Raw genomic sequence first — 20,685 nt, forward strand, 5'->3', positions numbered from 1 at the left:
ACGGGTGAACGGGAGGTGAACCGGGGCGGCCGTCCCGGGGTGTTTTCCTGGGGGTTGTACTGTTCACCTCCGTGACGACCTCCGCTTTCGAAGCTCAGGCCCCGCTGGACCGGACGGGGGCTGCGCCGCCCGCGCGCACTCTCATCGACATCCTGACCGACGTCGCCGCTCGGTATCCCGAAGCCTCCGCGATCGACGACGGGTCGGGTGCCCTCAGCTACCGCGAGCTGCTGGCGCGTGTGTGGCGGACGGCAGCGGCTCTGCATGACGCCGGAGTGCGACGGGGTGACCGGGTGGGCGTGCGCATGCCGTCCGGTTCCAAGGAGCTGTACGTGTCGATCCTCGCGGTCATGGCGGCGGGCGCCGCCTACGTGCCGGTGGATGCCGACGATCCCGACGAGCGCGCCCGCCTGGTGTTCGGCGAGGCCGGGGTGCGCGGCATCGTCGCGGGGGACGGCGAGTTCGTGGCGACCGAGGGCGACCTCGTTCGTCTCTACGACGGAGACGCTCCGCATCCGGGCACGAACGCCGTGCCGATCGTCGCCCCGCCCACGGCCGACGACGACGCGTGGATCATCTTCACCTCGGGTTCGACCGGCGTCCCCAAGGGCGTCGCGGTCTCGCACCGCTCGGCGGCTGCCTTCGTCGAAGCGGAGGGGCGCGTCTTCCTGCAGAGCGAACCGCTCGGACCGGGGGACCGTGTGCTGGCCGGGCTCTCGGTGGCCTTCGACGCCTCGTGCGAGGAGATGTGGCTCGCCTGGGGCCACGGTGCGTGTCTCGTGCCGGCTCCCCGTTCTCTCGTGCGGTCGGGCGAAGACCTCGCGCCCTGGCTGCTCCGCCAGGGGATCACGGTCGTATCGACCGTGCCGACGCTCGCGGCGATGTGGCCGGCGGACTCGATCGAGAACGCGCGCCTGCTGATCTTCGGCGGAGAGGCGTGCCCGCCCGAGCTCGCCGCGCGCCTGGTGGCCGAGGGACGCGAGGTCTGGAACACGTACGGACCGACCGAGGCGACGGTCGTGGCGTGCGCGGCTCCGCTCGACGGCTCGCTGCCCGTGCGCATCGGTCTGCCCCTCGACGGCTGGTCTCTCGCGGTGGTGGATGCCGAGGGACTCCCCGTGGCGGAGGGAGAGGTGGGCGAACTGATCATCGGCGGCGTCGGTCTCGCCCGCTATCTCGACCCGGCGAAGGACGCCGAGAAGTACGCGTCCATGCCGACTCTCGGGTGGGAGCGGGCCTATCGCTCGGGCGATCTCGTGCGCTTCGAGCCCGAGGGTCTGGTGTTCCAGGGGCGCGCGGACGACCAGGTGAAGGTCGGCGGCAGGCGTATTGAGCTCGGTGAGGTGGAGTCCGCCCTGCAGGACCTTCGCGGTGTCAGCGCCGCCACGGTCGCCGTCCGCACCACCGAGGCGGGCGTCCCGGTGCTGGTCGGCTACCTCGTGATGGAGGAGGGCGTCGAACTCGACCGCGCCGCCGCTCGCGCCGCCCTCGCAGAGCGCCTCCCCGCCGCGACCATCCCGCTTCTGGGCGTGGTCGACGCTCTTCCCGTGCGCACCTCGGGCAAGGTGGACCGGGCGGCTCTGCCGTGGCCGCTCCCCGGTGTCGAGGCGCCCGCCCCCACCGACTTCTCCCTCGATGAAACCTGGCTGGCCGAGCAGTGGCAGGCCGTCCTGGGCCTGCCGGTCACCGAGCGCAAAGCGGACTTCTTCGATCTGGGCGGCGGGTCGCTCGCGGCGGCCCAGCTCGTCTCGCGCATCCGTGCACGCGTGCCCGAGTTCTCGGTCGCCGACATCTACGACGTGCCGAGACTGGGGGCGATGGCCAAGGCGCTCGGACCCCAGCTCGCCGACGAGACCGCCGCCGAGTTCCACCGCGCCGAACCGACGCCGCGCACGACCCAGTGGGCGCAGACGCTGCTCGGTGTGCCGCTCTTCGTCCTCTCGGGGGTGCGGTGGCTGCTCTACCTGCTGACCGCCTCGGCGATCCTGCGGCTCGTCCCCGGCTTCGACGTCCTGCCGACGGTGCCGTGGCCGGCTCTCGTGGTCGGCCTCGTCGTCTTCGCGACGCCGTTCGGGCGCATGGCGATCGCGGTGGCGTCCGCTCGCCTCCTGCTCGCGGGCCTGCGCCCGGGCGACTATCCGCGCGGAGGGTGGGTGCACATCCGCCTGTGGCTCGCCGAGCAGATCGCCGACCAGGTGGATGCCGTGGGTCTCGCGGGCGCCCCCTGGGTGTCGTACTACGCCCGCGCTCTCGGCGCGCGAATCGGTCGCAACGTCGACCTGCACGCGCTGCCGCCGGTCACGGGAATGCTCGTCGTCGGCGACGGAGCCTCGATCGAACCCGAGGTCGATCTGACCGGGTACTGGATCGACGGCGACCTCGTGCGCATCGGAGAGGTGCGCATCGGGGCGGAAGCCACCGTGGGTGCTCGTTCGACCCTCGCTCCCGGAACGCGCATCGGTCGCCGCGCCGAGATCGCGCCGGGATCCGCGGTCTTCGGCCGCGTCAAGGCCGACCAGTCGTGGGCCGGGTCTCCGGCCGTGCGCGTGGGCGGCACGGCGAAGGGCTGGCCGACCGAGCGCCCGGCGTCGCCCACCCGCTGGCTCTGGGCGTACGCCGCGTCGGCGGTCGTCCTGGCGCTGCTACCGCTCGCGTCGTTCACCGTCGGCGGGCTCGTCGTCGCGCAGGGCATGCGCGGCGCGAGCGATCTCGCCGAGGCAGCCGCGGGGGCCTTCGCCTGGCTCGTTCCCGGCGTCGCGGTCACGGGCCTGGTGTTCGCGGCATCCGTGGTCCTACTCGTGCGCGTCATGTCGATCGCGCTCATCGAGGGGACGCACCCCGTGCGCAGTCGCGTCGCCTGGCAGGCGTGGACGATCGAAAGACTCCTGGATGCCGCCCGCACGGTGCTCTTCCCGTTGTACTCGTCACTGTTCACCCCCGTATGGCTGCGCCTGCTCGGTGCGCGCGTGGGCCGCGACGTCGAGGCGTCGACGGTGCTGCTCATCCCGTCGATGACGCGGATCGAGGACGGGGCGTTTCTCGCCGACGACACCATGGTGGCCTCATACGAGCTGCGAGCCGGCTGGCTGCGGATCGGGCCGGTGCGCATCGGCAAGCGCGCGTTCCTCGGCAACTCCGGCATGGCCGCTCCCGGACATCGCGTTCCGCGCGATGGGCTGGTCGCCGTGCTCTCGGCCGCGCCGCTCAAGGCCAAGGCGGGCTCATCGTGGCTCGGCTCACCCGCGGTGCGCCTGCGCCGGAGGTCGGCGGAGGGCGACGAGTCGCGCACCTACCGGCCGACGTCGGCGCTGCGTCTCGCGCGAACCCTCTGGGAGCTGTGCCGCTTCGTGCCGGTGGTCGTGACGTGTGCGCTCGGTCTCGGCGTGATCTTCGCACTCGCTGCACTGTGGCAAGGCCTGGGCCCGGTGTGGACGCTGTTGCTCTCGGGCATCGTGCTGCTCGCGGCGGGCGCCGTGGCGGCCGGCGTATCGACGGCGGCGAAGTGGGCGATCGTCGGCGTCATCCGCGCGGGGGAGCAGCCGCTTTGGTCGAGCTTCGTGTGGCGCACGGAGGTGTCGGACACCTTCACCGAGATGGTCGCCGCCCCGTGGTTCGCGCGCGCGGCGGCGGGCACGCCGGCGCTCGCCGTGTGGCTGCGCACTCTCGGCGCGAAGATCGGGCGCGGGGTGTGGTGCGACAGCTACTGGCTGCCCGAGCCCGACCTGGTCACTCTGGGGGACGCGTCAACCGTCAACCGCGGATGCGTCGTTCAGACGCATCTGTTCCATGATCGAATCATGAGTATGGATACCGTCGAGCTGGAGCCGGGGTCGACCCTCGGTCCGCACAGCGTCGTCCTTCCCGCCTCGACGCTCGGCGCGCATGCGACCGTGGGCCCCGCGTCGCTCGTGATGCGCGGGGAGACGGTACCGGTCGGCTCGCGGTGGAGCGGCAATCCCATCGGTCCGTGGCGTGCGGTGAAGGTGCGCGCCTACCAGTCGACGACGTGAGCGTGGTCGACCGGTACGCCCCGCAGAGCGGCGACCTGTCGTACGACGTCGAGTCGTACGACCTCGTGATCGGTTACCGCGTGCGCACCAATCGCCTCGAAGGCGTCGCGACGATCGTCGCGGTCGCCCGCGAGGCGGTCTCGTCTTTCGCCCTCGACCTCGTCGGCCTCCGCACCTCGCGCGTGCGCGTCGACGGTGCGAGCGCCCGGTTCTCGGCCGGTCCCCGCGTCCTCCGCGTCACCCTGCCGCGCGCGCTCGCCGCGGGTGATCGTTTCGAGGTCGAGGTGGCCTACGCGGGGGCCCCGGCTCCTCGCCGTTCCCGGTGGGGAACCCTCGGGTGGGAGGAACTGACCGATGGTGCCCTCGTCGCCGGCCAGCCGACCGGCGCGCCGACCTGGTTCCCCTGCAACGACCGCCCGGACAACCGCGCGCGTATGCGGCTCGAGATCACGGTCGACGAGGGATACGTGGCGGCGGCCACGGGGGTCGCCGGTCCGAGCGTGCGGCGGGGCGGTCGGGTGACGACCACTTTCGTCTCCGACGTCCCCACGGCCACGTATCTCGCGGCCGTGCACGTGGGGCGCTATCGCACACGCCAGCTCGAGGGCACCGGTGATTCGCTCGTGCCCGCGGTCACGGTCACGGCCCCTCCGGGACTCAGCGCGGCCGTCGATCGGGCGTTCGCGACGGTGCCCGGCATGCTGCGGGCCTTCGATCGGTTCTTCGGGCCCTACCCCCAGCAGGCGTGCACGCTCGTGGTGACCGCCGACGAGCTGGAGATCCCGCTCGAGGCCCAGGGGTTGGCGGTCTTCGGCATGAACCATCTGGTTCCCGCGGCGCAGCGCCTCGTGGCGCACGAGCTGGCGCACCAGTGGTTCGGCAACAGCGTCGGCATCGCCCGGTGGAGCGACATCTGGCTCAACGAGGGCTTCGCTTGCTACGCCGAGTGGTTGTGGTCGGAGACTTCGGGTGGCGCGTCCGTCGAGTCGTGCGTCGCAGACTTCTACGCCCGTCTCGCCGCCAAACCCCGCGATCTTCTTCTCGTCGATCCGGGCCCCGACGACATGTTCGACGACCGCGTCTACAAGCGCGGCGCCCTGACCCTGCACGCTCTTCGGCGCACGCTCGGCGACGACGCGTTCTTCGAGCTCCTGCGATCGTGGACGGCGGAGCATCGGCACGCTCTCGTGACCACCGACGATTTCCGCGCCGCGGTCGAACACGCCGGGGGAGCGGATGCCGCGGCGGTGCTGTCACGGTGGATCGACGACGTGGCTCTGCCGGCGCGACCCTGACGGTCGAACCGCAGCGCCATCGCGACTCGCGGGACCGGACCGATGGCCTCGGCCGGCGGAGCCACCGGACAGAGCATCGGGCGGTTTCGGCGCACCCACCCACGGCGCCTCACACCGAGACGTCGTCCGCGCGCGCCTCCACGGCCACCGCGAGCACGACGCCGTCGGGACCGTCGAGGTCCCATCCGCGCCAACGCCGTTCGCGCGCACCCGCCTCGCCGTCGTCCCCCGCCTCAGCGCTGTCGGACGAGGGCGACCGCACCCGGGCCGACCACCGCGCACCGTTCAGGGTCACCTCCACGCACCGCGGATCCACGCCGAGTGCCCGGCCGTCCGCCTTGAGGACGGCCTCCACCCGCGCCCACGCCCGGGCCTGCTCGCCCCCGGCCGCACGGTGCCCCGCCTCTGCCCGCGTGGCGCTCGTCTCGAGGCCGGCCGGCCGGTCGCACACCACGGGGGGAAGAACCCGTTCCAAGCCGGCCGCGTTCCCGGGCACCGCATCCACACCGACGCTCTCGTGCCCCGACGCCGTGGCCACGACGGCCCAACCCTCGGCGTACGACACCGAGGCCGCGGCATCCGCCCCCTCCACGCGCACGCGACCGTGGTCCGCACCGCACGCGGGGCAGCGCGACGTGAACCGCGCCCCCGGCAGCAGCTCGGCGAGCAGTGCACGCGAGACGTCCCGCCGCTTCGAGCCCGCGGGAACCTCGCGCCACGCGACACGGATGCCGGCGGGAAGCGTCACACCTTCGGCTCGTGCGTCTCGATGGCCACGATGCCGGCACCGGGATGCTCGACCGGAATGTGCACGACCGAGAACGCGGCGGGCTCGAGCGCCGAAGCACTGCCCAGGTAGGAACCGCCCATGGTCCCGGTCGCGAGCGCGAGCTCGTGCAGGATGTCGGGGAGCACCGGCCGATGGCTCGACACGACCACCGGTTTGCGGGCGCGCACCCGCTCGCCGATGAGGGTGCGCGAGTCGGCGCGTCCCTCCTCCCAGGCGTCCTGACTGACCGCGTCGGTCAGGTGGATGCGCTGGCCCAGGGCCTGGGCGAGGGGTGTCGCCGTCCGAATGCATCGCTCCGCAGGGCTGGAGTACACCCGCCGCACGCCGAACGCGAGCAGGGGTCCGACGATCGCCTCGGCTTGGCGGCGACCGCGCGGGGTCAGTGGCCGCACGCTGTCGGAGCCGTCCCATTCCTCACGCGCGCGTGCTCTCGCGTGGCGCAGCACCACGATCGGGAAGGTCGGCAGGGCCCCTTCGTCGACGATCCGCGTGAACTCGTCGAGGATCTCGATGTCGACGGGATAGGAGAGGTTCTTGCGCGCCTTCTTCAGGCTCACCCACTCGATCGCCGCGACCTCTTTGTTGGGGACGAACGTCGAGCTGCGCACGGCGGCGTCCGTCGCCTCCGCCGCCCAGTAGTGCACGATCTTGGTGCGTGAGCTCGGCATCCGGTATCTCGAGACGCCCACGGGCACCCCGAGCGAGACCCGGATGCCGGTCTCCTCGCGGATCTCGCGCACGGCGGTCTCGGCGAGCGTCTCGCCGGGGTCGACCTTTCCCTTCGGGAGGGTGAGGTCCCGGTACTTCGTACGGTGGATGAGCAGAACGCGGAGCTTGCCCTCCACGAAGCGCCACACGACGCCGCCGGCCGCGTAGACGGCCGTCTCGGGTTCGGCCTTCGTCACCGCGCCGTCCGGGCCCGGCGCTTGCGCTGCACGAGCGCCATGGTGTGCTCCTGCAGATCGATGAGAGGCGCACCGGACTCGTCGACGCTGTGCCGCGTCCACTCTCCCTCCGAGCCGAGGTGCCACGAGCTCGTGCCGTCGTCCATCGCGAGGGTGAACAGCGTCGTGAGCTCCTGCACCTGAGCCGGGTCGACCACGCGCACGAGCGCCTCGACGCGGCGGTCGAGGTTGCGGTGCATCATGTCGGCGCTTCCGATGAAGACCTGCGGGTCACCGTCGTTCTCGAAGGTGAAGATGCGCGAATGCTCGAGGTAGCGACCGAGGATCGATCGCACCGTGATGTTCTCGCTCATCCCGGGGACGCCCGGCTTGATCGAACAGATTCCGCGCACCCACACCTCGACGGGAACACCGGCCTGGCTCGCGCGGTACAGCGCGTCGATGATCTCCTCGTCGACCATCGAGTTGACCTTGATCCGCACGCCGGAGGGCTTGCCCTCGAGCGCGTTGCGACGCTCCTTGTCGATGTGACGCAGCAGCCCCTTGCGCAGGTGCAGGGGAGCCACGAGAAGACGCTTGAACTTCTTCTCGATCGCGTAGCCGCTGAGCTCGTTGAACAGGCGCGTGAGGTCGCGGCCCACCTGGTCGTCGACGGTGAACAGCCCGAAGTCTTCGTAGATGCGGCTCGTCTTGGGGTTGTAGTTGCCCGTGCCGACATGGCTGTAGTGGCGCAGGCGACCCTCTTCTTCGCGGATGACGAGCGCGAGCTTGCAGTGGGTCTTCAGCCCCACCAGACCGTAGACGACGTGGACGCCGGCCTTCTCGAGCTTGCGGGCCCAGACGATGTTGTTGGCCTCGTCGAAGCGCGCCTTGACCTCGACGAGCGCGAGGACCTGTTTGCCGGCCTCGGCGGCGTCGATGAGCGCCTGCACGATGGGGCTGTCGCCCGACGTGCGGTACAGCGTCTGCTTGATGGCGAGCACGTGCGGGTCGCGGGCGGCCTGCTCGAGGAAGGCCTGCACGCTCGTCGCGAACGACTCGTACGGGTGGTGCACGAGCACGTCGCCCTTGCGGATCGCACCGAACAGGTCGGCGCGTCCGTTCTGCTCGGGCGGCTGGAAGGCCAGCGCCGTCTTGGGCACGTGCGGCGGGTAACGCAGGTCGGGGCGGTCGATGCGCGACAGGTCGAACAGACCGCGCAGGTCGAGGGATCCCGGCAGCCGGTAGACCTCCTGCTCGGTGATGTCGAGTTCGCTCAGCAGCAGCGAACGCGTGACGTCGTCCATGTCCTCGGTGATCTCGAGGCGGATGGGGGGACCGAAACGACGACGCAGGAGCTCGGCCTCGAGCGCCTGGATGAGGTTCTCGGTCTCGTCCTCCTCGATCGTCATGTCCTCGTTGCGCGTCAGACGGAACGCGTGGTGGTCGAGGACCTCCATCCCCGGGAACAGATCGCCCAGGTGGTTCGAGATGAGTTCCTCGAGCGGCAGGTAGCGCACGCCGGGTCCGTCTCCGCCGATCTCGACGAAGCGCGGGAGCATCGGCGGCACTTTGAGACGCGCGAACTCCTGGCGGCCGGTGCGAGCATTGCGGATGCGGATTGCGAGGTTGAGCGAGAGCCCCGAGATGTAGGGGAACGGGTGCGCCGGGTCGACGGCGAGCGGCATGAGCACCGGGAAGACGTTCCGCTGGAAGTACTCGGTCAGGCGCGCGGCGGTGTCCTCGTCGAGCGACTCCCACGACACGACCTCGATGCCGGCTTCGGCGAGGGCGGGACGCACCTTCTCGGTCCACGCGGCGGCGTGACGCAGTTGCAGGCGGTGGGCCTCGGCCGAGATGTCGGCGAGCACGTCGAGCGGGGCGCGGCCCACGTTGGTGGGAACGGCGAGCCCCGTGACGATGCGGCGCTTGAGGCCCGCCACCCGCACCATGAAGAACTCGTCGAGGTTGCTGGCGAAGATGGCGAGGAAGTTTGCCCGCTCCAGGACCGGGACCGTGGGGTCCTCGGCGAGCTCGAGCACACGCTGATTGAACGACAGCCAGCTGATCTCACGGTCGAGGTAGCGGTGGTCGGGCAACTGGTCGTCTTCGGCCTCTACGGCCTCGTCGAAGTCGTCGTCGTCGGCGTCGCCGAGGCCGGCATCGAGCGAGTCGTGTTCCATCATTCCCACATCATTGCAGGGGTCGGTGACACGGGGGTGAACACGCGGTGCGTGCGACCTTATGCGGAGGGGGATGCCGCGGCGGGGGCGTCGTCTTCGTAGACGTTGAACCGGTAGCCGACGTTGCGCACGGTGCCGATGAGCTGCTCGAGATCGCCGAGCTTGGCGCGGAGGCGTCGAACGTGCACGTCGACCGTGCGGGTGCCGCCGAAGTAGTCGTAGCCCCAGACCTCGCTGAGCAACTGCTCGCGGGTGAACACGCGCGACGGGTGCGTGGCGAAGAAGTGCAGGAGCTGGAACTCCTTGTAGGTGAGGTCGAGAGGCTTGCCGTGCACCTTGGCCGAGTACGACGACTCGTCGATCGTAATGCCGGAGGTCTGGATACGCGTCGACACCTGGTCAGCGGCCCGTCGCCCCATGGCGAGGCGGATGCGCGCGTCGATCTCGGCGGGACCGGCGCCGACGAGGACGACGTCGTCGATGCCCCAGTCCGTGGAGACGGCGGTGAGACCGCCCTCGGTCACGATGAGCACCAGGGGCGCCTCGACGCCGGTGGTCGTGAGGATCTTGCTGAGCGACTTGGCCCCGACCAGGTCGAAGCGGGCGTCGACGAAGATGACGTCGGCACTGGGGGCGTTCACCAGCTGCGCGGCCTCGGCGGGTATTTGCCGCACCCGGTGGCTCAGCAGTTCGAGCGCAGGCAGAGCAGCCCCGCCGCCCGGGGCGGAGCTGAGTACAAGAAGCTGAGCCAAGAGGACCTCCCGTGCGGCGTGCCGCGCACCCGATCATCTTAGGGTGACGCGCGGAGCCGCTCGACACCGGCGCTGCGCGTGCGCGCCGAGGGGGTCGTGAGTGATGATGGGGTCATGTCCACGCCTGACCTCGCGCCGCGTCGCACATTCGGCGGCATCGTCGCCGTGTGGGTGCTGGCCGCGGTGGCCGGAGTGCTCATCGGCCTGTTCGCTCCGGAGCACTGGCGCGCCCAGTGGATCACCGTCGCTCTGGGGGGCTGCATCATCGTGGCGTTCGCCGTGCAGCTCTGGTACGGCCGCTCGCAGGCGTTCATCCAGCGCATGGCGTTGAGCAGCCTCGGGGCGATGGTGGTGCTGGGCATCATCACGGCCGGGTTCGGACTCGCGGCGCTGGTGTCGGGCTAGGATTGGGCTATGGACCTTTTCGCGCTCGAAGCGTTCTTCGTGGGACTTCTCGGCCTCGCCTCGCTGGCGATCGCCTTCGTGTCCGGAACGGTCATCTGGAACCTCTACCGCGGCCAGCGCTGAGCGCGTCGTGATCGAGATCCCGACCGATCTTCCGGCCGACCTCGTCCCGCTCTCGTGGCTGGTGGGCGTCTGGGAGGGCACCGGCGTCATCGACTACGAGGTCGATGGCCGATCCTTCTCGGGCGAGTTCGCCCATCGCGTCAGCTTCAGCCATGACGGCGGGGGATTCCTCAACTACTCCGCCGATGCGTGGCTGATCGAGGGCGACGGGCGGCGCCCCCTCGTCTCCGAGATCGGCTACTGGCGTCTCGCACGACCCGTCGGCGACGCCGACGCCGGCCCCGGGCTCCTCCCCGCGACGGCCGAGCCCGTCACCCGTACGGCCGACGACGTCGAAGCCCTGCGCAACGCCCAGGGCGGCTTCGACATCGAGGTGAGCCTGGCGCACGCCGATGGCATCCTGGAGCTCTATGTCGGGCAGGTGAAGGGGCCGCGCATCGATCTCGCGACCGATGCCGTCGTCCGTACCGCCGGTGCGAAGACCTACACGGCGGCTACCCGCCTGTACGGGCTCGTCGACAACCACCTTCTCTGGGCGTGGGACATCGCGGCCCTCGGTCGAGAGCTGGGCTCGCACGCCTCGGCTCGACTGGCCCGGGCAGAGTGACCATGTCATCCCTCTCCGCCGTCCCCGGTGCGGTGATCGACGATCGCGGGCTGCGCCACGTCGGCTCTCCCGTGGCGGAGCAGCGCCGCTTGGCATCCGGAACCGCTCTCGCGCCCCTCGGCGACCGCCGCGTCATCACGGTCTCGGGTGAGGACCGCCTCAGCTGGCTCGACTCGCTGTCGTCGCAGGCCCTCACGCACCTCGCGCCCGGCGTCTCGACCGAGTTCCTCATCCTCGACCCCCAGGGACGCGTCGAGCACGCCGCCTCGGTGGTCGACGACGGCGAGACCGCGTGGCTTCTCGTCGACGCGTCGGATGCCACGGCCCTCACCGCGTGGCTGACGCGTATGCGCTTCCGCCTGCGCGTGGTGGTCGCCGACCGCTCCGACGACCTTTCCGTGCTCGGCGGAACGCGCGAGGCCGTGGGGGTCCTCTCGTCCGTCGCGCCGGTGTGGGTCGACCCGTGGCCGGACGTCTCGCCGGGTGGGTGGGCTTACGCCCGCGTCGACCCGCACCCGGGTGCCGACCGCGACTGGGCCGAGGCGATCGTGGATGCCGCGGAGTTCGAGCGCGTGATCACGTCGGCCGTGAGCGGAGAGACGGCCTTGGCCGGTCTCGACGCGGTCGAAGCCCTGCGTATCGCGGCGTGGCGCCCTCGCGTGGCCGTCGACGCCGATGAGCGACTGCTCCCGCACGAGATGGACTGGCTCCGCACGGCGGTGCACCTCTCGAAGGGGTGCTACCGCGGCCAGGAGACGGTGGCGAAGGTCCACAACCTCGGTCACCCTCCGCGCCGCGTCGTGGCCCTCCAGCTCGACGGCAGCGACAACGTCCTCCCCGTCTGCGGAGACGCGGTACGCGCGGGCGATACCGTGATCGGCGCCATCACCTCGGTGGCCGTCCACCACGAAGAGGGGCCGATCGCCCTCGCCCTCGTCAAGCGCACCGCTCCCGAGGGCGAGCCGCTCATCGTCGACACCGCCGACGGACCGCTGGCCGCGGCGGCCGAGACCGTCGTTCCCGCCGACGCGGGCGCCACAGCCGCTGTTCCCCGTCTGCCGCGCCTCGGGCGCCGCCGCGCCGCGGAATGACCCCCGACGACTCCTCGACGACCGTCGGGGTCGTCGTCGCCGGTCCGCGCTGGCGCTCCACCGTCGGGCGCCGGGTCAACCGCGTGCGCGAGTCGCTGCCGGCGATCGCGCAGATCGTCGTCGCCGCGACCGCGGCGTACGCTTTCGCGCACTTCGTGCTGGGGCACTCGGTCCCTCTGCTCGCGGCGACGGTCACGGTGTCGAGCCTCGGGCTGGTGCGCGACGCGCGCCCGTGGCGGGTCGCCGAGACGGTCATGGGCATGCTCGTCGGCATCCTCATCGCCGAGGTCGTCCTGCTCGTCGCCGGGGCCGGATGGTGGCAGATCGCGCTCGCGATGACGGTGACCCTCGTCGTGGCCCGGTTCCTGTCGCCCCAGCCGGGCTTCGCGCTCGCGGCGGTCGTCCAGTCGCTCATTGCCCTGGTGCTGGTGTCGGGTGTGCCGTTCCTGCGCCTCGTGGACGGGGCGATCGGCGGCGTCGCCGCGCTCATCGTGACCGCGCTGATCCCGCGCACCCTCCGCCGCACCGAGCTGCGCGACGCCGACGAGCTGTTCGACGCGCTGGATGCCGCCATGGACACCATCGTGCGGGCGCTGCGCAGGGGCGATCGCGCACGCGCCGAGCGCGGTCTGGAGCGCGCGCGTTCGCTGCAGACCTACGTCGACGCGTGGAGCGGGTCGCTCGAGTCGGGCCGCGAGGTCGCGCGCATCTCGCCGTTCCTGCGCCGCCAGCGCACCGAGCTCGATCGCCACGAACGCGTCCGCGGCGCCCTCGACCTCACCACGCGCAACCTTCGCGTGGTCGCCCGGCGCGCCGCCTACCTCTGTGCGGACGGTGAGAGCCGACCCGTCCCCGCCGATCTGCTGGCCGAGCTTGCCCGGGGCGCGGGCCTCGTCCGCGACAGCCTCGACGACATCTCGCTCGAGCCCGTCGCCCGAGAAGCCGTCGGAGCAGTCGCGCGACGACTCGATCCCGCGGTTCTGCTGCCCGAGGGGCGCGTGGGCGAGCTCAATCTCGTCGCGGCCCTGCGTCCGCTGGCGGTCGACCTGCTCGTCGCGGCCGGGATGCCCTCCGCCGACGCCCGGGCGCTCCTTCCGCGCGTCTGACGCTCAACTCGGAGCGACTGCCTCCCACGCCACGCCCACTTCGCCGAGCCGCCACCTCTCGCGGCGCAGCAGGGGCCACCCCGCGTCGGCCAGGGCGAGCATCGCCGTGCGCCACCGGTGGACCGGCCCGAACGGGGCGACCGCCGCGGCTCGGGCCCATTCGCGATCGAGCGAGGTCACGAACTCATGCACGCGTTCCCCCTCGACGTTGCGGTGAATCAGGGCCTTCGGCAGGCGCTCGGCGGCGATCGCGGGGGAGTCGAGCTCGGCGAGACGCAGCGAGATGGTGAGACTGCGGGCCACGGCATCCGCTCCCACCTCCGCCCAGGTCGCGACGCGGCCGATCTCGTCGCAGGTTCCCTCGACCAGGATGCCGTCGGGCTGCAGCCGCGCGCACATGCGACCCCAGGCGTCCGCGACGTCGCCCTCGTCGTATTGGCGGAGCACGTTCATGGCTCGGATGATCGCGGGGCGACGAGATGCCGGCAGGGGGACTTCGAAGCCCCCGCGCGCGAAAGATACGCCCTCGACCCCGGCGGACTGTTCGCGGGCCCGAGCGACGCGGTCGGGGTCGATCTCGAGGCCGAGGACCTCGGCGTCCGGTCTCTGGCTGCGAAGCCGGGCCAGGAGCTCGAGGGGTGTCACCGCACTCGCTCCGAAGCCGAGGTCGACCACGAGCGGGTCGTCGGCACGACGAAGGACCGGATGCCGAGCGATCCAGCGGTCGATACGACGAAGGCGATTGACCCCGGTCGTGCCGCGGGTGGGACGGCCGACGGGGGAGGGGGTCACTCGAACATCTTGTCAGGCCGTCCAGCCCCGGCCCGCGGCCCTCACCTCGATAGCATGGAGTCATGCCTCACACGCTGATCCTCCTCCGCCACGGGCAGAGCGAGTGGAACAAGACCAACCAGTTCACCGGCTGGGTCGACGTGCGACTCACCGACCAGGGCAAGGCCGAGGCGAAGCGCGGCGGCGAGCTGCTCGCCGAGTCCGGTGTCCTTCCCGACGTGCTGCACACCTCGGTGCTCAGCCGCGCGATCCAGACGGCCAACATCGCCCTCGATGCCGCCGATCGCCTCTGGATCCCGGTCAAGCGGTCGTGGCGCCTCAATGAGCGTCATTACGGCGCTCTGCAGGGCAAGGACAAGGCGCAGACCCTCGAGGAGTTCGGTAACGAGCAGTTCATGCTCTGGCGTCGTTCGTTCGACGTTCCGCCGCCGGCCCTGCCCGCCGACGACCAGTACAGCCAGGTCGGCGACCCCCGTTACGACGGGATCGACGGCGAGGTGCCCGACACCGAGTCCCTGAAGATCGTCATCGACCGCATGCTGCCCTACTGGCACAGCGACATCGTCCCCGACCTGCAGGCAGGCAAGACCGTGCTCGTCACGGCGCACGGCAACTCGCTGCGCGGTCTCGTGAAGCATCTCGAGGGCATCAGCGACGCCGACATCGCCGAGCTGAACATCCCGACCGGCATCCCGCTGGTCTACCGCCTCGACGACGACCTCAAGCCCCTCGGCCCGGGCGAGTACCTCGACCCCGAGGCCGCGGCCGCCGGCGCCGCCGCCGTCGCCGCCCAGGGCAACAAGCACTGACGTCGAACAGAAAGAGGGGGTGGATGCCGGTCGGCATCCACCCCCTCTTCTCGCGTTCCGCGGTCAGATGACCGGGCTCGGTTCGTGGGTGGATTCGTCGTCGGCGCCGGCCCAGTCACCGGTCGCGAGGTAGATGACCTTCTTGGCGACGGACACCGCGTGGTCGGCGAAGCGCTCGTGGTAACGGCTGGCCAGGGTCGCGTCGACCGTCGCCGTCGCCTCACCCTTCCAGGAGTCGCCGAGCACCTTCTCGAAGACGCTGACGTGCAGTTCGTCGATGTCGTCGTCGGCGTCGCGGATGGCTTCGGCGAGCCGAAGGTCCTGCGTGCGCAGCAGCTCGGCGAGCTTGCGCGATACCTCGACGTCGAGCTCGCCCATGCGGGTGAAGGTGCTCTTCAATCCCTTGGGGATCGCGCGCTCGGGGAAGCGCGAGCGCGCGAGCTGTGCGATGTGCTCGGCCATGTCGCCCATGCGCTCGAGTGAGGCGCTCACCCGGAGCGCGGTGACGACGATACGCAGGTCGCGCGCCACGGGCTGTTGGCGGGCGAGGATCTCGATCGCGAGCTCGTCGAGTTCGAAGGCCTTCTCGTCGATGATGGCATCGGCTTCGATGACCTCTTCGGCGAGGGAGACGTCGCTGGTGCCGAACGCGCGGGTGGCGCGGTCGATCGCAACGGTCACGAGGTCGGCGATCTCGACCAGTCGGCTCTGAACGTCCTCGAGGGACTGGTGGAATACTTCGCGCATGGGCGGGTACCTTCCTCGTCGGCGGCACGGCACATAGGTGTCCCGCAACCCTGGGGGATTCTTCCCAGCGAAGGTTAACGAGTGGTGCTGTGACAGTGAATAGTAGCCTCTGCTGCGGCTCTCACGGGGGTGAACGGCCGGTGACGCTCAAGGGGCGCCTCTACTGTGGAGGCATGCAACAACCGCAGCTCGTGCTGCTCGCGCTTCTGGCTGGACTCCTCGTCGGAGCGGCGGTCGTCGGCCTCGTGGTCGCGGCACTGCGTGCCCGTGACCGCTCTCTCGCGCAGACCTCCGCCGAGGTGCCCGAGGGCGTGGAGGCCATGCTGGGGGCGATGGACGACCCCGCTTTTGTGTGCGACACCTCGTCGACGGTGCTGGCGCTCTCGCCGGCCGCCGAGGTCTTCGGCGTCCAGGCCGGCGAGGTGATCGCGAGCGAAGAACTCAAGCGTGTGGCTCGCGTGGCGCGCGACACCGGCTCGGGCATCGCCGAGAACCTGCGCTTGCGGCGCGGCGCCGCTCCCGCCGAGCCGCGGCTGGTCGCCGTGCGCGCCACTCCCATCTCGGGTCGTCTGACCCTCGTCGTACTGCGCGACATCACCGAGCACGAGCGCGTGGAGGAGATGCGTCGCGATTTCGTGGCGAACACGAGCCATGAGCTCAAGACACCCGTGGGTGCGGTGAGTCTGCTCGCCGAGGCGATCGAGTCGGCGGCCGACGATCCCGCTCAGGTGCGGCACTTCGCGTCGCGGCTCCAGGCCGAGGTCACGCGATTGGCGGCCCTGGTCAATCGCATCCTGAGCCTTTCACGTCTGCAGGCCTCAGACGAGTTGCGCGACGTGCGCGACGTATCGATCGACGAGGTCGTCACCGCCGCGGTCGAGGGGTACGCCATCCAGGCGGATGCCGCCCAGGTCACGGTCGTCCGCGGAGGCACCAAGGGGCTGTGGGTGCGCGGCGAGCCGCAGATCCTCACCGAGGCCGTCGGCAACCTCGTGGCCAATGCCATCGCGTACTCCCCGCAGGGCTCGAAGGTCGGAATCGGCGTGAAGCTCGACGCCACCGTGGTCGAGATCGCGGTGACCGACCGCGGTATCGGCATCCCCGAGAGCGATCAGCACCGCGTCTTCGAGAGGTTCTACCGCGCCGACCAGGCTCGCTCGCGTCGAACCGGCGGAACCGGGCTCGGCCTCTCGATCGTCAAGCATGCCGTCCAGCGCCACGGGGGCGAGGTGCGGCTCTGGTCGCGTCCCGACCGCGGCTCGACATTCACCATCCGACTTCCGATGTCGGAGGCTCCCGATCTGGAGAGCGTCCGCCCCAAACCCCGCCGCAAGGGCCGCAAGGGCTCCGCGACGACCCCCGTACCCGCGAAGGGAGACACCGCATGACCCGCGTTCTGATCGTCGAGGACGAACCCGATCTGGCCGACCCGCTGGCCTACCTTTTGCGACGGGAGGGCTACGAGGTCGAGATCGCCGAAGACGGCGCCCTCGCCCTGGTCGCTTTCCGCGATCGCGGTGCCGACATCGTCCTGCTGGACCTCATGCTTCCCGGGATGCCCGGGACCGAGGTCTGCCGCCAGGTGCGACTGAGCTCCCAGGTTCCGATCATCATGCTCACGGCCAAGGACTCCGAGGTCGATATCGTCGTCGGTCTCGAACTCGGCGCGGACGATTACGTCACCAAGCCGTACTCGACCCGCGAGCTGTTGGCGCGGATGCGGGCTGTGCTGCGCCGCCGCGCACCGGAGGAGGCCGACCTCGACGACCGCATCCTCTCCGGCGGGCGCGTGGTGCTCGACATCGACCGGCATACTGTCGCCGTCGACGGGGGAGAGATCAACATCCCCCTCAAGGAGTTCGAACTGCTCGAGGTGTTGATGCGCAACGCCGGTCGCGTGCTCACCCGCGGACAGCTCATCGATCGCGTCTGGGGAACGGACTACTTCGGCGACACCAAGACGCTCGACGTGCACATCAAGCGCATCCGCTCGCGCATCGAGCAGAACCCGAGCGAGCCGAGCATGCTCGTCACCGTGCGAGGCCTGGGCTACCGGTTCGAAGCCTGACGGTCGCGGGAACGACGAAGGCGCCGACGGAGAACCGTCGGCGCCTTCGTCGTGTGTTCAGGACGCGGGAGTCGCGCTGGGCGTCGGCGACGGCGTGGCCGGGAACGAGGTCGACGCCTCGGGGCTCGGCGCGAGAGGGGCGAGGTACTCGAGCGCCCCGTCGAGGACGGGCACCTGGATGAGAGCACCCTGTCCGTCGCCGGACTGGAAGTACACGGGGACCGTCGAGCCGGGGGCCGCGTCGATGTCGTCGAGGCGGAGCGGCTCGACACCGTTGGCCAGATCGCCGAGGCTGAGGGTTCGGTTGGCCGGCACCGTCACCGAGGCGGGGACGGCGGTCGCGCCCTCGCCGACCTCGAGCTTCAGTGTGAGCACGTCGGTGGTGTCGTTGACGATGGCGGCGACGAAGTTGCCGGTCGTGCCGTCTTCGTCGGCGACGATCATCGCATTGCGGATGTGCAGCGGACCGGAGTCGGCGGGCACGTTCACACCGTCGGACGCGGAGTAATCGATGGTGGTCGCCTGCGGGGCGAGGATGTTGCATCCCGTCGTACCGAGTACGACAGCTGCACCCACGGCGATGGACGCGATCAGGCGCGTTTTCACGGATCCTCCAAGATCGACAGACGGCATCCAGATCATCCTACGGGGTCGGCGGTACCGGGCCGCTCGCACGCGCACGAGAGGAGGAGTCTGCGGGGAGGGCGGAACCTTAGCGCATGCGGGCCTGTGGTATCCTGGATGTTGCCGAAAGGACATAACTCCATGCTTTTTGAGGTTGGCGAGACCGTCGTTTACCCGCACCATGGCGCGGCCACGATCATCGAGGTCAAGGAACGCGTTATCAAGGGCGAGACGAAGAAATACCTGAAGCTCAACGTCACCCAGGGAGACCTCGTCATCGAGGTCCCGGCTGACAACGTCGACCTTGTCGGCGTTCGTGACGTGATCGGCAAAGAGGGTCTCGACCGTGTCTTCGAGGTGCTCCGCGCACCCTTCACCGAGGAGCCGACCAACTGGTCGCGTCGCTACAAGGCGAACCTCGAGAAGCTCGCTTCGGGCGATGTGATCAAGGTCAGCGAGGTCGTTCGCGACCTCTGGCGCCGCGATCAGGACCGCGGCCTGTCCGCCGGCGAGAAGCGCATGCTGGCGAAGGCGCGCCAGATCCTGGTGTCCGAGCTCGCTCTCGCCGAGAAGACCGACGAAGACCGCGCGAGCGTCGTGCTCGACGAGGTCCTCGCGTCCTGATCCCGCTCGGTGCGTCGCCCGTTCGTGGCGGCGCGCTAGCGTGAACGGGTGACTCTCACCCCCGTCCCGCGTCTCGCGGTCATCGTCGTCGCCGCCGGCTCCGGTACCCGTTTGCAGGGTGGTGCGCCGAAGGCGTTCGTCGGCATCGACGAGAGGTCGATTCTGCATCACGCTCTACGCGGGGTGTTCGCCGCGACGTCTGCGCAGGTCGTCATCGTCGTGCCGCGGGGGTACGAGGGCGAAGCGCTGGCCGATGCGCGGGATGCCGCGGGAGACCGCGCCGACCTCGTCACCGTCGTGGTGGGCGGGGCGACTCGGCAGGAGTCGGTCGCCGCGGGGCTCGGCGCGCTGTGGGGCGATGTAGAGATCGTGCTCGTGCACGACGCCGCGCGTGCGCTGACGCCGCCCGCGGTCTTCGACCGCGTGGTCCAGGCCGTCGAGGCCGGAGCCGCTGCCGTCATCCCGGTCCTCCCTGTCGTCGACACCATCAAGCGCGTCGACGCGGAAGGTCGCGTGATCGGCCCCGTCGATCGCACGGAGCTCGCGGCGGCTCAGACACCGCAGGGATTCGCTCGATCGGTTCTCGAGGCGGCTCTGGCCGAGGTCGACTCCGATCACACCGACGACGCGGCCGCGGTCGCGGCAGCGGGGCACCCCGTCGTCACGGTCGAGGGAGACGCGGTGGCGTTCAAGATCACGACCGGCCCCGACCTCGACCGCGCTCGTGCCCTTCTCGAGACGGGCCCCGCGGCATCCGTCGTCCCCCCGTCGACCCACTCGGCGCCGCGCGTGGGCATCGGCACCGACGTGCACGGCTTCGGGGGAGAGGGCACGCTGTGGCTCGCGGGTCTGGAGTGGCCGGGCGAGGAGGCGCTGTCGGGGCACTCCGACGGTGACGCCGTGGCGCACGCGATCGTCGACGCGCTTCTGGCCGCGGCCGGTCTCGGCGACATCGGCACGCACTTCGGCACCGACCGGCCCGAGTTCGCCGGTGCTCACGCGTCGGCGTTCCTCGCCCACACGGCCGGACTCCTGTCGGCGGCCGGGTGGCGCATCGGGAACGTCTCCGTGCAGGTGCAGGCGAACCGCCCGCGTTTCGCGTCCCGTCGCGTCGAGGCGGAGCGGGCGCTGTCGGCGGCCCTCGGCGGTGCGGCGGTGTCGGTGAGCGCCACGACAACCGACGGACTCGGCTTCACCGGGCGCTCCGAGGGGGTCGCCGCTTTCGCGACGGCCCTCCTCGTGCCGGCCTAAAGCTCGCGGGTCATGAAGGTCGACAGCGGGTCGGGCTTGTACGGCGCGAACGCGGGGCACTCCACGAAGCCCTCGCTCGCGTAGAGACGACGAGCGGGCAGGAAGTCGTCGGTACTCCCCGTCTCGAGCCAGAGACTCCGGACGCCGCGCTCGCGCGCATCGTCCATGATGTGCCGCAGGATCGCGCGGCCGATGCCCTGGCCGAGGAAGTCCTCGGCGACTCGCATGGACTTCAGCTCGGCGCGATCGAGGTCCAGGTCTTTGCACGCACCGATGCCGGCGAGCTCGTCGTCGACCCAGGCGGACCAGACCGTGACGCCGTCCGCGGTGAGCCGGTCCACGTCGAGGGCGTGCACGCTCTCGACGGGTGTGTTCTCGAGCATGCCGGCGAGGTGTGCGGCGACGAGAGCGCGCGTGGCGTCTCCGGACAGGTCATCGGGGCGAATCACAAGGGGCACCCCCGCACATTAGCGGCGCTATGTTTCGCTCAGGGGTCGTGAGGGGGCGGCCGGTAGGCTGGGCCG

The 20,685-nt window shown here is 70.6% G+C and carries 19 protein-coding genes; 11 read left to right on the top strand and 8 right to left on the bottom strand.

Annotation, left to right across the window (positions count from 1 at the left end; genetic code table 11):
• The first annotated feature begins 71 nt into the window (after positions 1-71).
• Positions 72-4,010 (top strand): Pls/PosA family non-ribosomal peptide synthetase, encoded by a 3,939-nt coding sequence (locus AB6V29_RS06330; protein WP_369357608.1) that lies wholly within the window; start codon positions 72-74, stop codon positions 4,008-4,010.
• Positions 4,007-5,305, top strand: a complete 1,299-nt coding sequence (locus AB6V29_RS06335; RefSeq protein WP_369357609.1) for a M1 family metallopeptidase — start codon at positions 4,007-4,009, stop codon at positions 5,303-5,305. The genes AB6V29_RS06330 and AB6V29_RS06335 overlap by 4 nt, the downstream gene beginning before the upstream one ends.
• Positions 5,306-5,414: 109 nt before the next feature.
• Here AB6V29_RS06335 and AB6V29_RS06340 read toward each other — a convergent pair whose 3' ends face one another.
• From AB6V29_RS06340 to AB6V29_RS06355, 4 genes are read right to left on the bottom strand one after another with little or no spacing between them, the layout of a single operon-like run.
• Positions 5,415-6,053, bottom strand: coding sequence for a hypothetical protein (locus AB6V29_RS06340; protein ID WP_369357611.1), 639 nt, complete (start codon positions 6,051-6,053; stop codon positions 5,415-5,417).
• On the bottom strand, positions 6,050-7,000 hold the full coding sequence (locus AB6V29_RS06345) for an NUDIX domain-containing protein (protein ID WP_267787633.1): 951 nt from the start codon (positions 6,998-7,000) through the stop codon (positions 6,050-6,052). The genes AB6V29_RS06340 and AB6V29_RS06345 overlap by 4 nt, the downstream gene beginning before the upstream one ends.
• Positions 6,997-9,165, bottom strand: a complete 2,169-nt coding sequence (locus AB6V29_RS06350) for an RNA degradosome polyphosphate kinase (RefSeq protein ID WP_369357613.1) — start codon at positions 9,163-9,165, stop codon at positions 6,997-6,999. Before AB6V29_RS06350 ends, AB6V29_RS06345 begins: the two co-directional genes overlap by 4 nt.
• 56 nt (positions 9,166-9,221) lie before the next feature.
• Positions 9,222-9,914 carry a winged helix-turn-helix domain-containing protein gene (locus AB6V29_RS06355; RefSeq protein ID WP_056229289.1) on the bottom strand — a complete coding sequence of 231 codons (693 nt, stop codon included), beginning with the start codon at positions 9,912-9,914 and terminating at the stop codon, positions 9,222-9,224.
• Positions 9,915-10,028: 114 nt separating this feature from the next.
• Between AB6V29_RS06355 and AB6V29_RS06360 the strand changes: the two genes are divergently transcribed.
• The 4 genes from AB6V29_RS06360 (at position 10,029) to AB6V29_RS06375 (ending at position 13,246) form a co-directional block, all read left to right on the top strand.
• On the top strand, positions 10,029-10,319 hold the full coding sequence (locus AB6V29_RS06360) for a hypothetical protein (protein WP_267787632.1): 291 nt from the start codon (positions 10,029-10,031) through the stop codon (positions 10,317-10,319).
• A 130-nt stretch (positions 10,320-10,449) separates the two neighbouring features.
• On the top strand, positions 10,450-11,049 hold the full coding sequence (locus AB6V29_RS06365) for an FABP family protein (protein WP_210073736.1): 600 nt from the start codon (positions 10,450-10,452) through the stop codon (positions 11,047-11,049).
• A 2-nt stretch (positions 11,050-11,051) separates the two neighbouring features.
• Positions 11,052-12,140, top strand: a complete 1,089-nt coding sequence (locus AB6V29_RS06370) for a folate-binding protein YgfZ (RefSeq protein ID WP_369357615.1) — start codon at positions 11,052-11,054, stop codon at positions 12,138-12,140.
• On the top strand, positions 12,137-13,246 hold the full coding sequence (locus AB6V29_RS06375; RefSeq protein WP_210073738.1) for an aromatic acid exporter family protein: 1,110 nt from the start codon (positions 12,137-12,139) through the stop codon (positions 13,244-13,246). The genes AB6V29_RS06370 and AB6V29_RS06375 overlap by 4 nt, the downstream gene beginning before the upstream one ends.
• A 3-nt stretch (positions 13,247-13,249) precedes the next feature.
• On the opposite strand, the gene AB6V29_RS06380 is transcribed toward AB6V29_RS06375, so the two are convergent.
• Positions 13,250-14,038 carry a class I SAM-dependent methyltransferase gene (locus AB6V29_RS06380; protein WP_307455958.1) on the bottom strand — a complete coding sequence of 263 codons (789 nt, stop codon included), beginning with the start codon at positions 14,036-14,038 and terminating at the stop codon, positions 13,250-13,252.
• Positions 14,039-14,100: 62 nt separating this feature from the next.
• Between AB6V29_RS06380 and AB6V29_RS06385 the strand changes: the two genes are divergently transcribed.
• Positions 14,101-14,847, top strand: coding sequence for a phosphoglyceromutase (locus AB6V29_RS06385; protein ID WP_210073741.1), 747 nt, complete (start codon positions 14,101-14,103; stop codon positions 14,845-14,847).
• Positions 14,848-14,910: 63 nt separating this feature from the next.
• Here the strand turns inward: AB6V29_RS06385 and phoU are convergent, their stop codons facing one another.
• Positions 14,911-15,594: a phosphate signaling complex protein PhoU gene (gene phoU / locus AB6V29_RS06390; RefSeq protein WP_210073743.1), complete on the bottom strand. Its 684-nt coding sequence runs from the start codon at positions 15,592-15,594 to the stop codon at positions 14,911-14,913.
• 173 nt (positions 15,595-15,767) lie between these two features.
• Here phoU and AB6V29_RS06395 point away from each other — a divergent pair, with 173 nt between their 5' ends.
• Together AB6V29_RS06395 and AB6V29_RS06400 are read left to right on the top strand one after the other, a co-directional pair.
• The gene (locus tag AB6V29_RS06395) at positions 15,768-16,982 is read left to right on the top strand and encodes a cell wall metabolism sensor histidine kinase WalK (RefSeq protein ID WP_307312746.1); all 1,215 of its coding nucleotides are present in this window, start codon (positions 15,768-15,770) and stop codon (positions 16,980-16,982) included.
• Positions 16,979-17,662, top strand: coding sequence for a response regulator transcription factor (locus AB6V29_RS06400; protein WP_210073747.1), 684 nt, complete (start codon positions 16,979-16,981; stop codon positions 17,660-17,662). Before AB6V29_RS06395 ends, AB6V29_RS06400 begins: the two co-directional genes overlap by 4 nt.
• Before the next feature lie 57 nt (positions 17,663-17,719).
• Here AB6V29_RS06400 and AB6V29_RS06405 read toward each other — a convergent pair whose 3' ends face one another.
• A complete protein-coding gene (locus AB6V29_RS06405; RefSeq protein WP_210073749.1) occupies positions 17,720-18,268 on the bottom strand; it encodes a DNA modification methylase in 549 nt (182 codons plus the stop codon).
• A 159-nt stretch (positions 18,269-18,427) separates the two neighbouring features.
• Here AB6V29_RS06405 and AB6V29_RS06410 point away from each other — a divergent pair, with 159 nt between their 5' ends.
• Positions 18,428-18,910 (top strand): CarD family transcriptional regulator, encoded by a 483-nt coding sequence (locus AB6V29_RS06410; RefSeq protein WP_056229249.1) that lies wholly within the window; start codon positions 18,428-18,430, stop codon positions 18,908-18,910.
• A 48-nt stretch (positions 18,911-18,958) separates the two neighbouring features.
• Complete coding sequence (ispD, locus tag AB6V29_RS06415) at positions 18,959-20,161, top strand: 2-C-methyl-D-erythritol 4-phosphate cytidylyltransferase (RefSeq protein ID WP_369357619.1); 1,203 nt, start codon at positions 18,959-18,961, stop codon at positions 20,159-20,161.
• On the opposite strand, the gene AB6V29_RS06420 is transcribed toward ispD, so the two are convergent.
• Positions 20,158-20,619 carry a GNAT family N-acetyltransferase gene (locus AB6V29_RS06420; RefSeq protein ID WP_369357620.1) on the bottom strand — a complete coding sequence of 154 codons (462 nt, stop codon included), beginning with the start codon at positions 20,617-20,619 and terminating at the stop codon, positions 20,158-20,160. The two genes, ispD and AB6V29_RS06420, sit on opposite strands and share 4 nt — an antisense overlap.
• Between the last annotated feature and the right edge of the window lie 66 nt (positions 20,620-20,685).

It is taken from the genome of Microbacterium sp. 20-116, from assembly GCF_041079415.1.
In the GTDB taxonomy this organism is placed as follows: Bacteria; Actinomycetota; Actinomycetes; order Actinomycetales; family Microbacteriaceae; genus Microbacterium.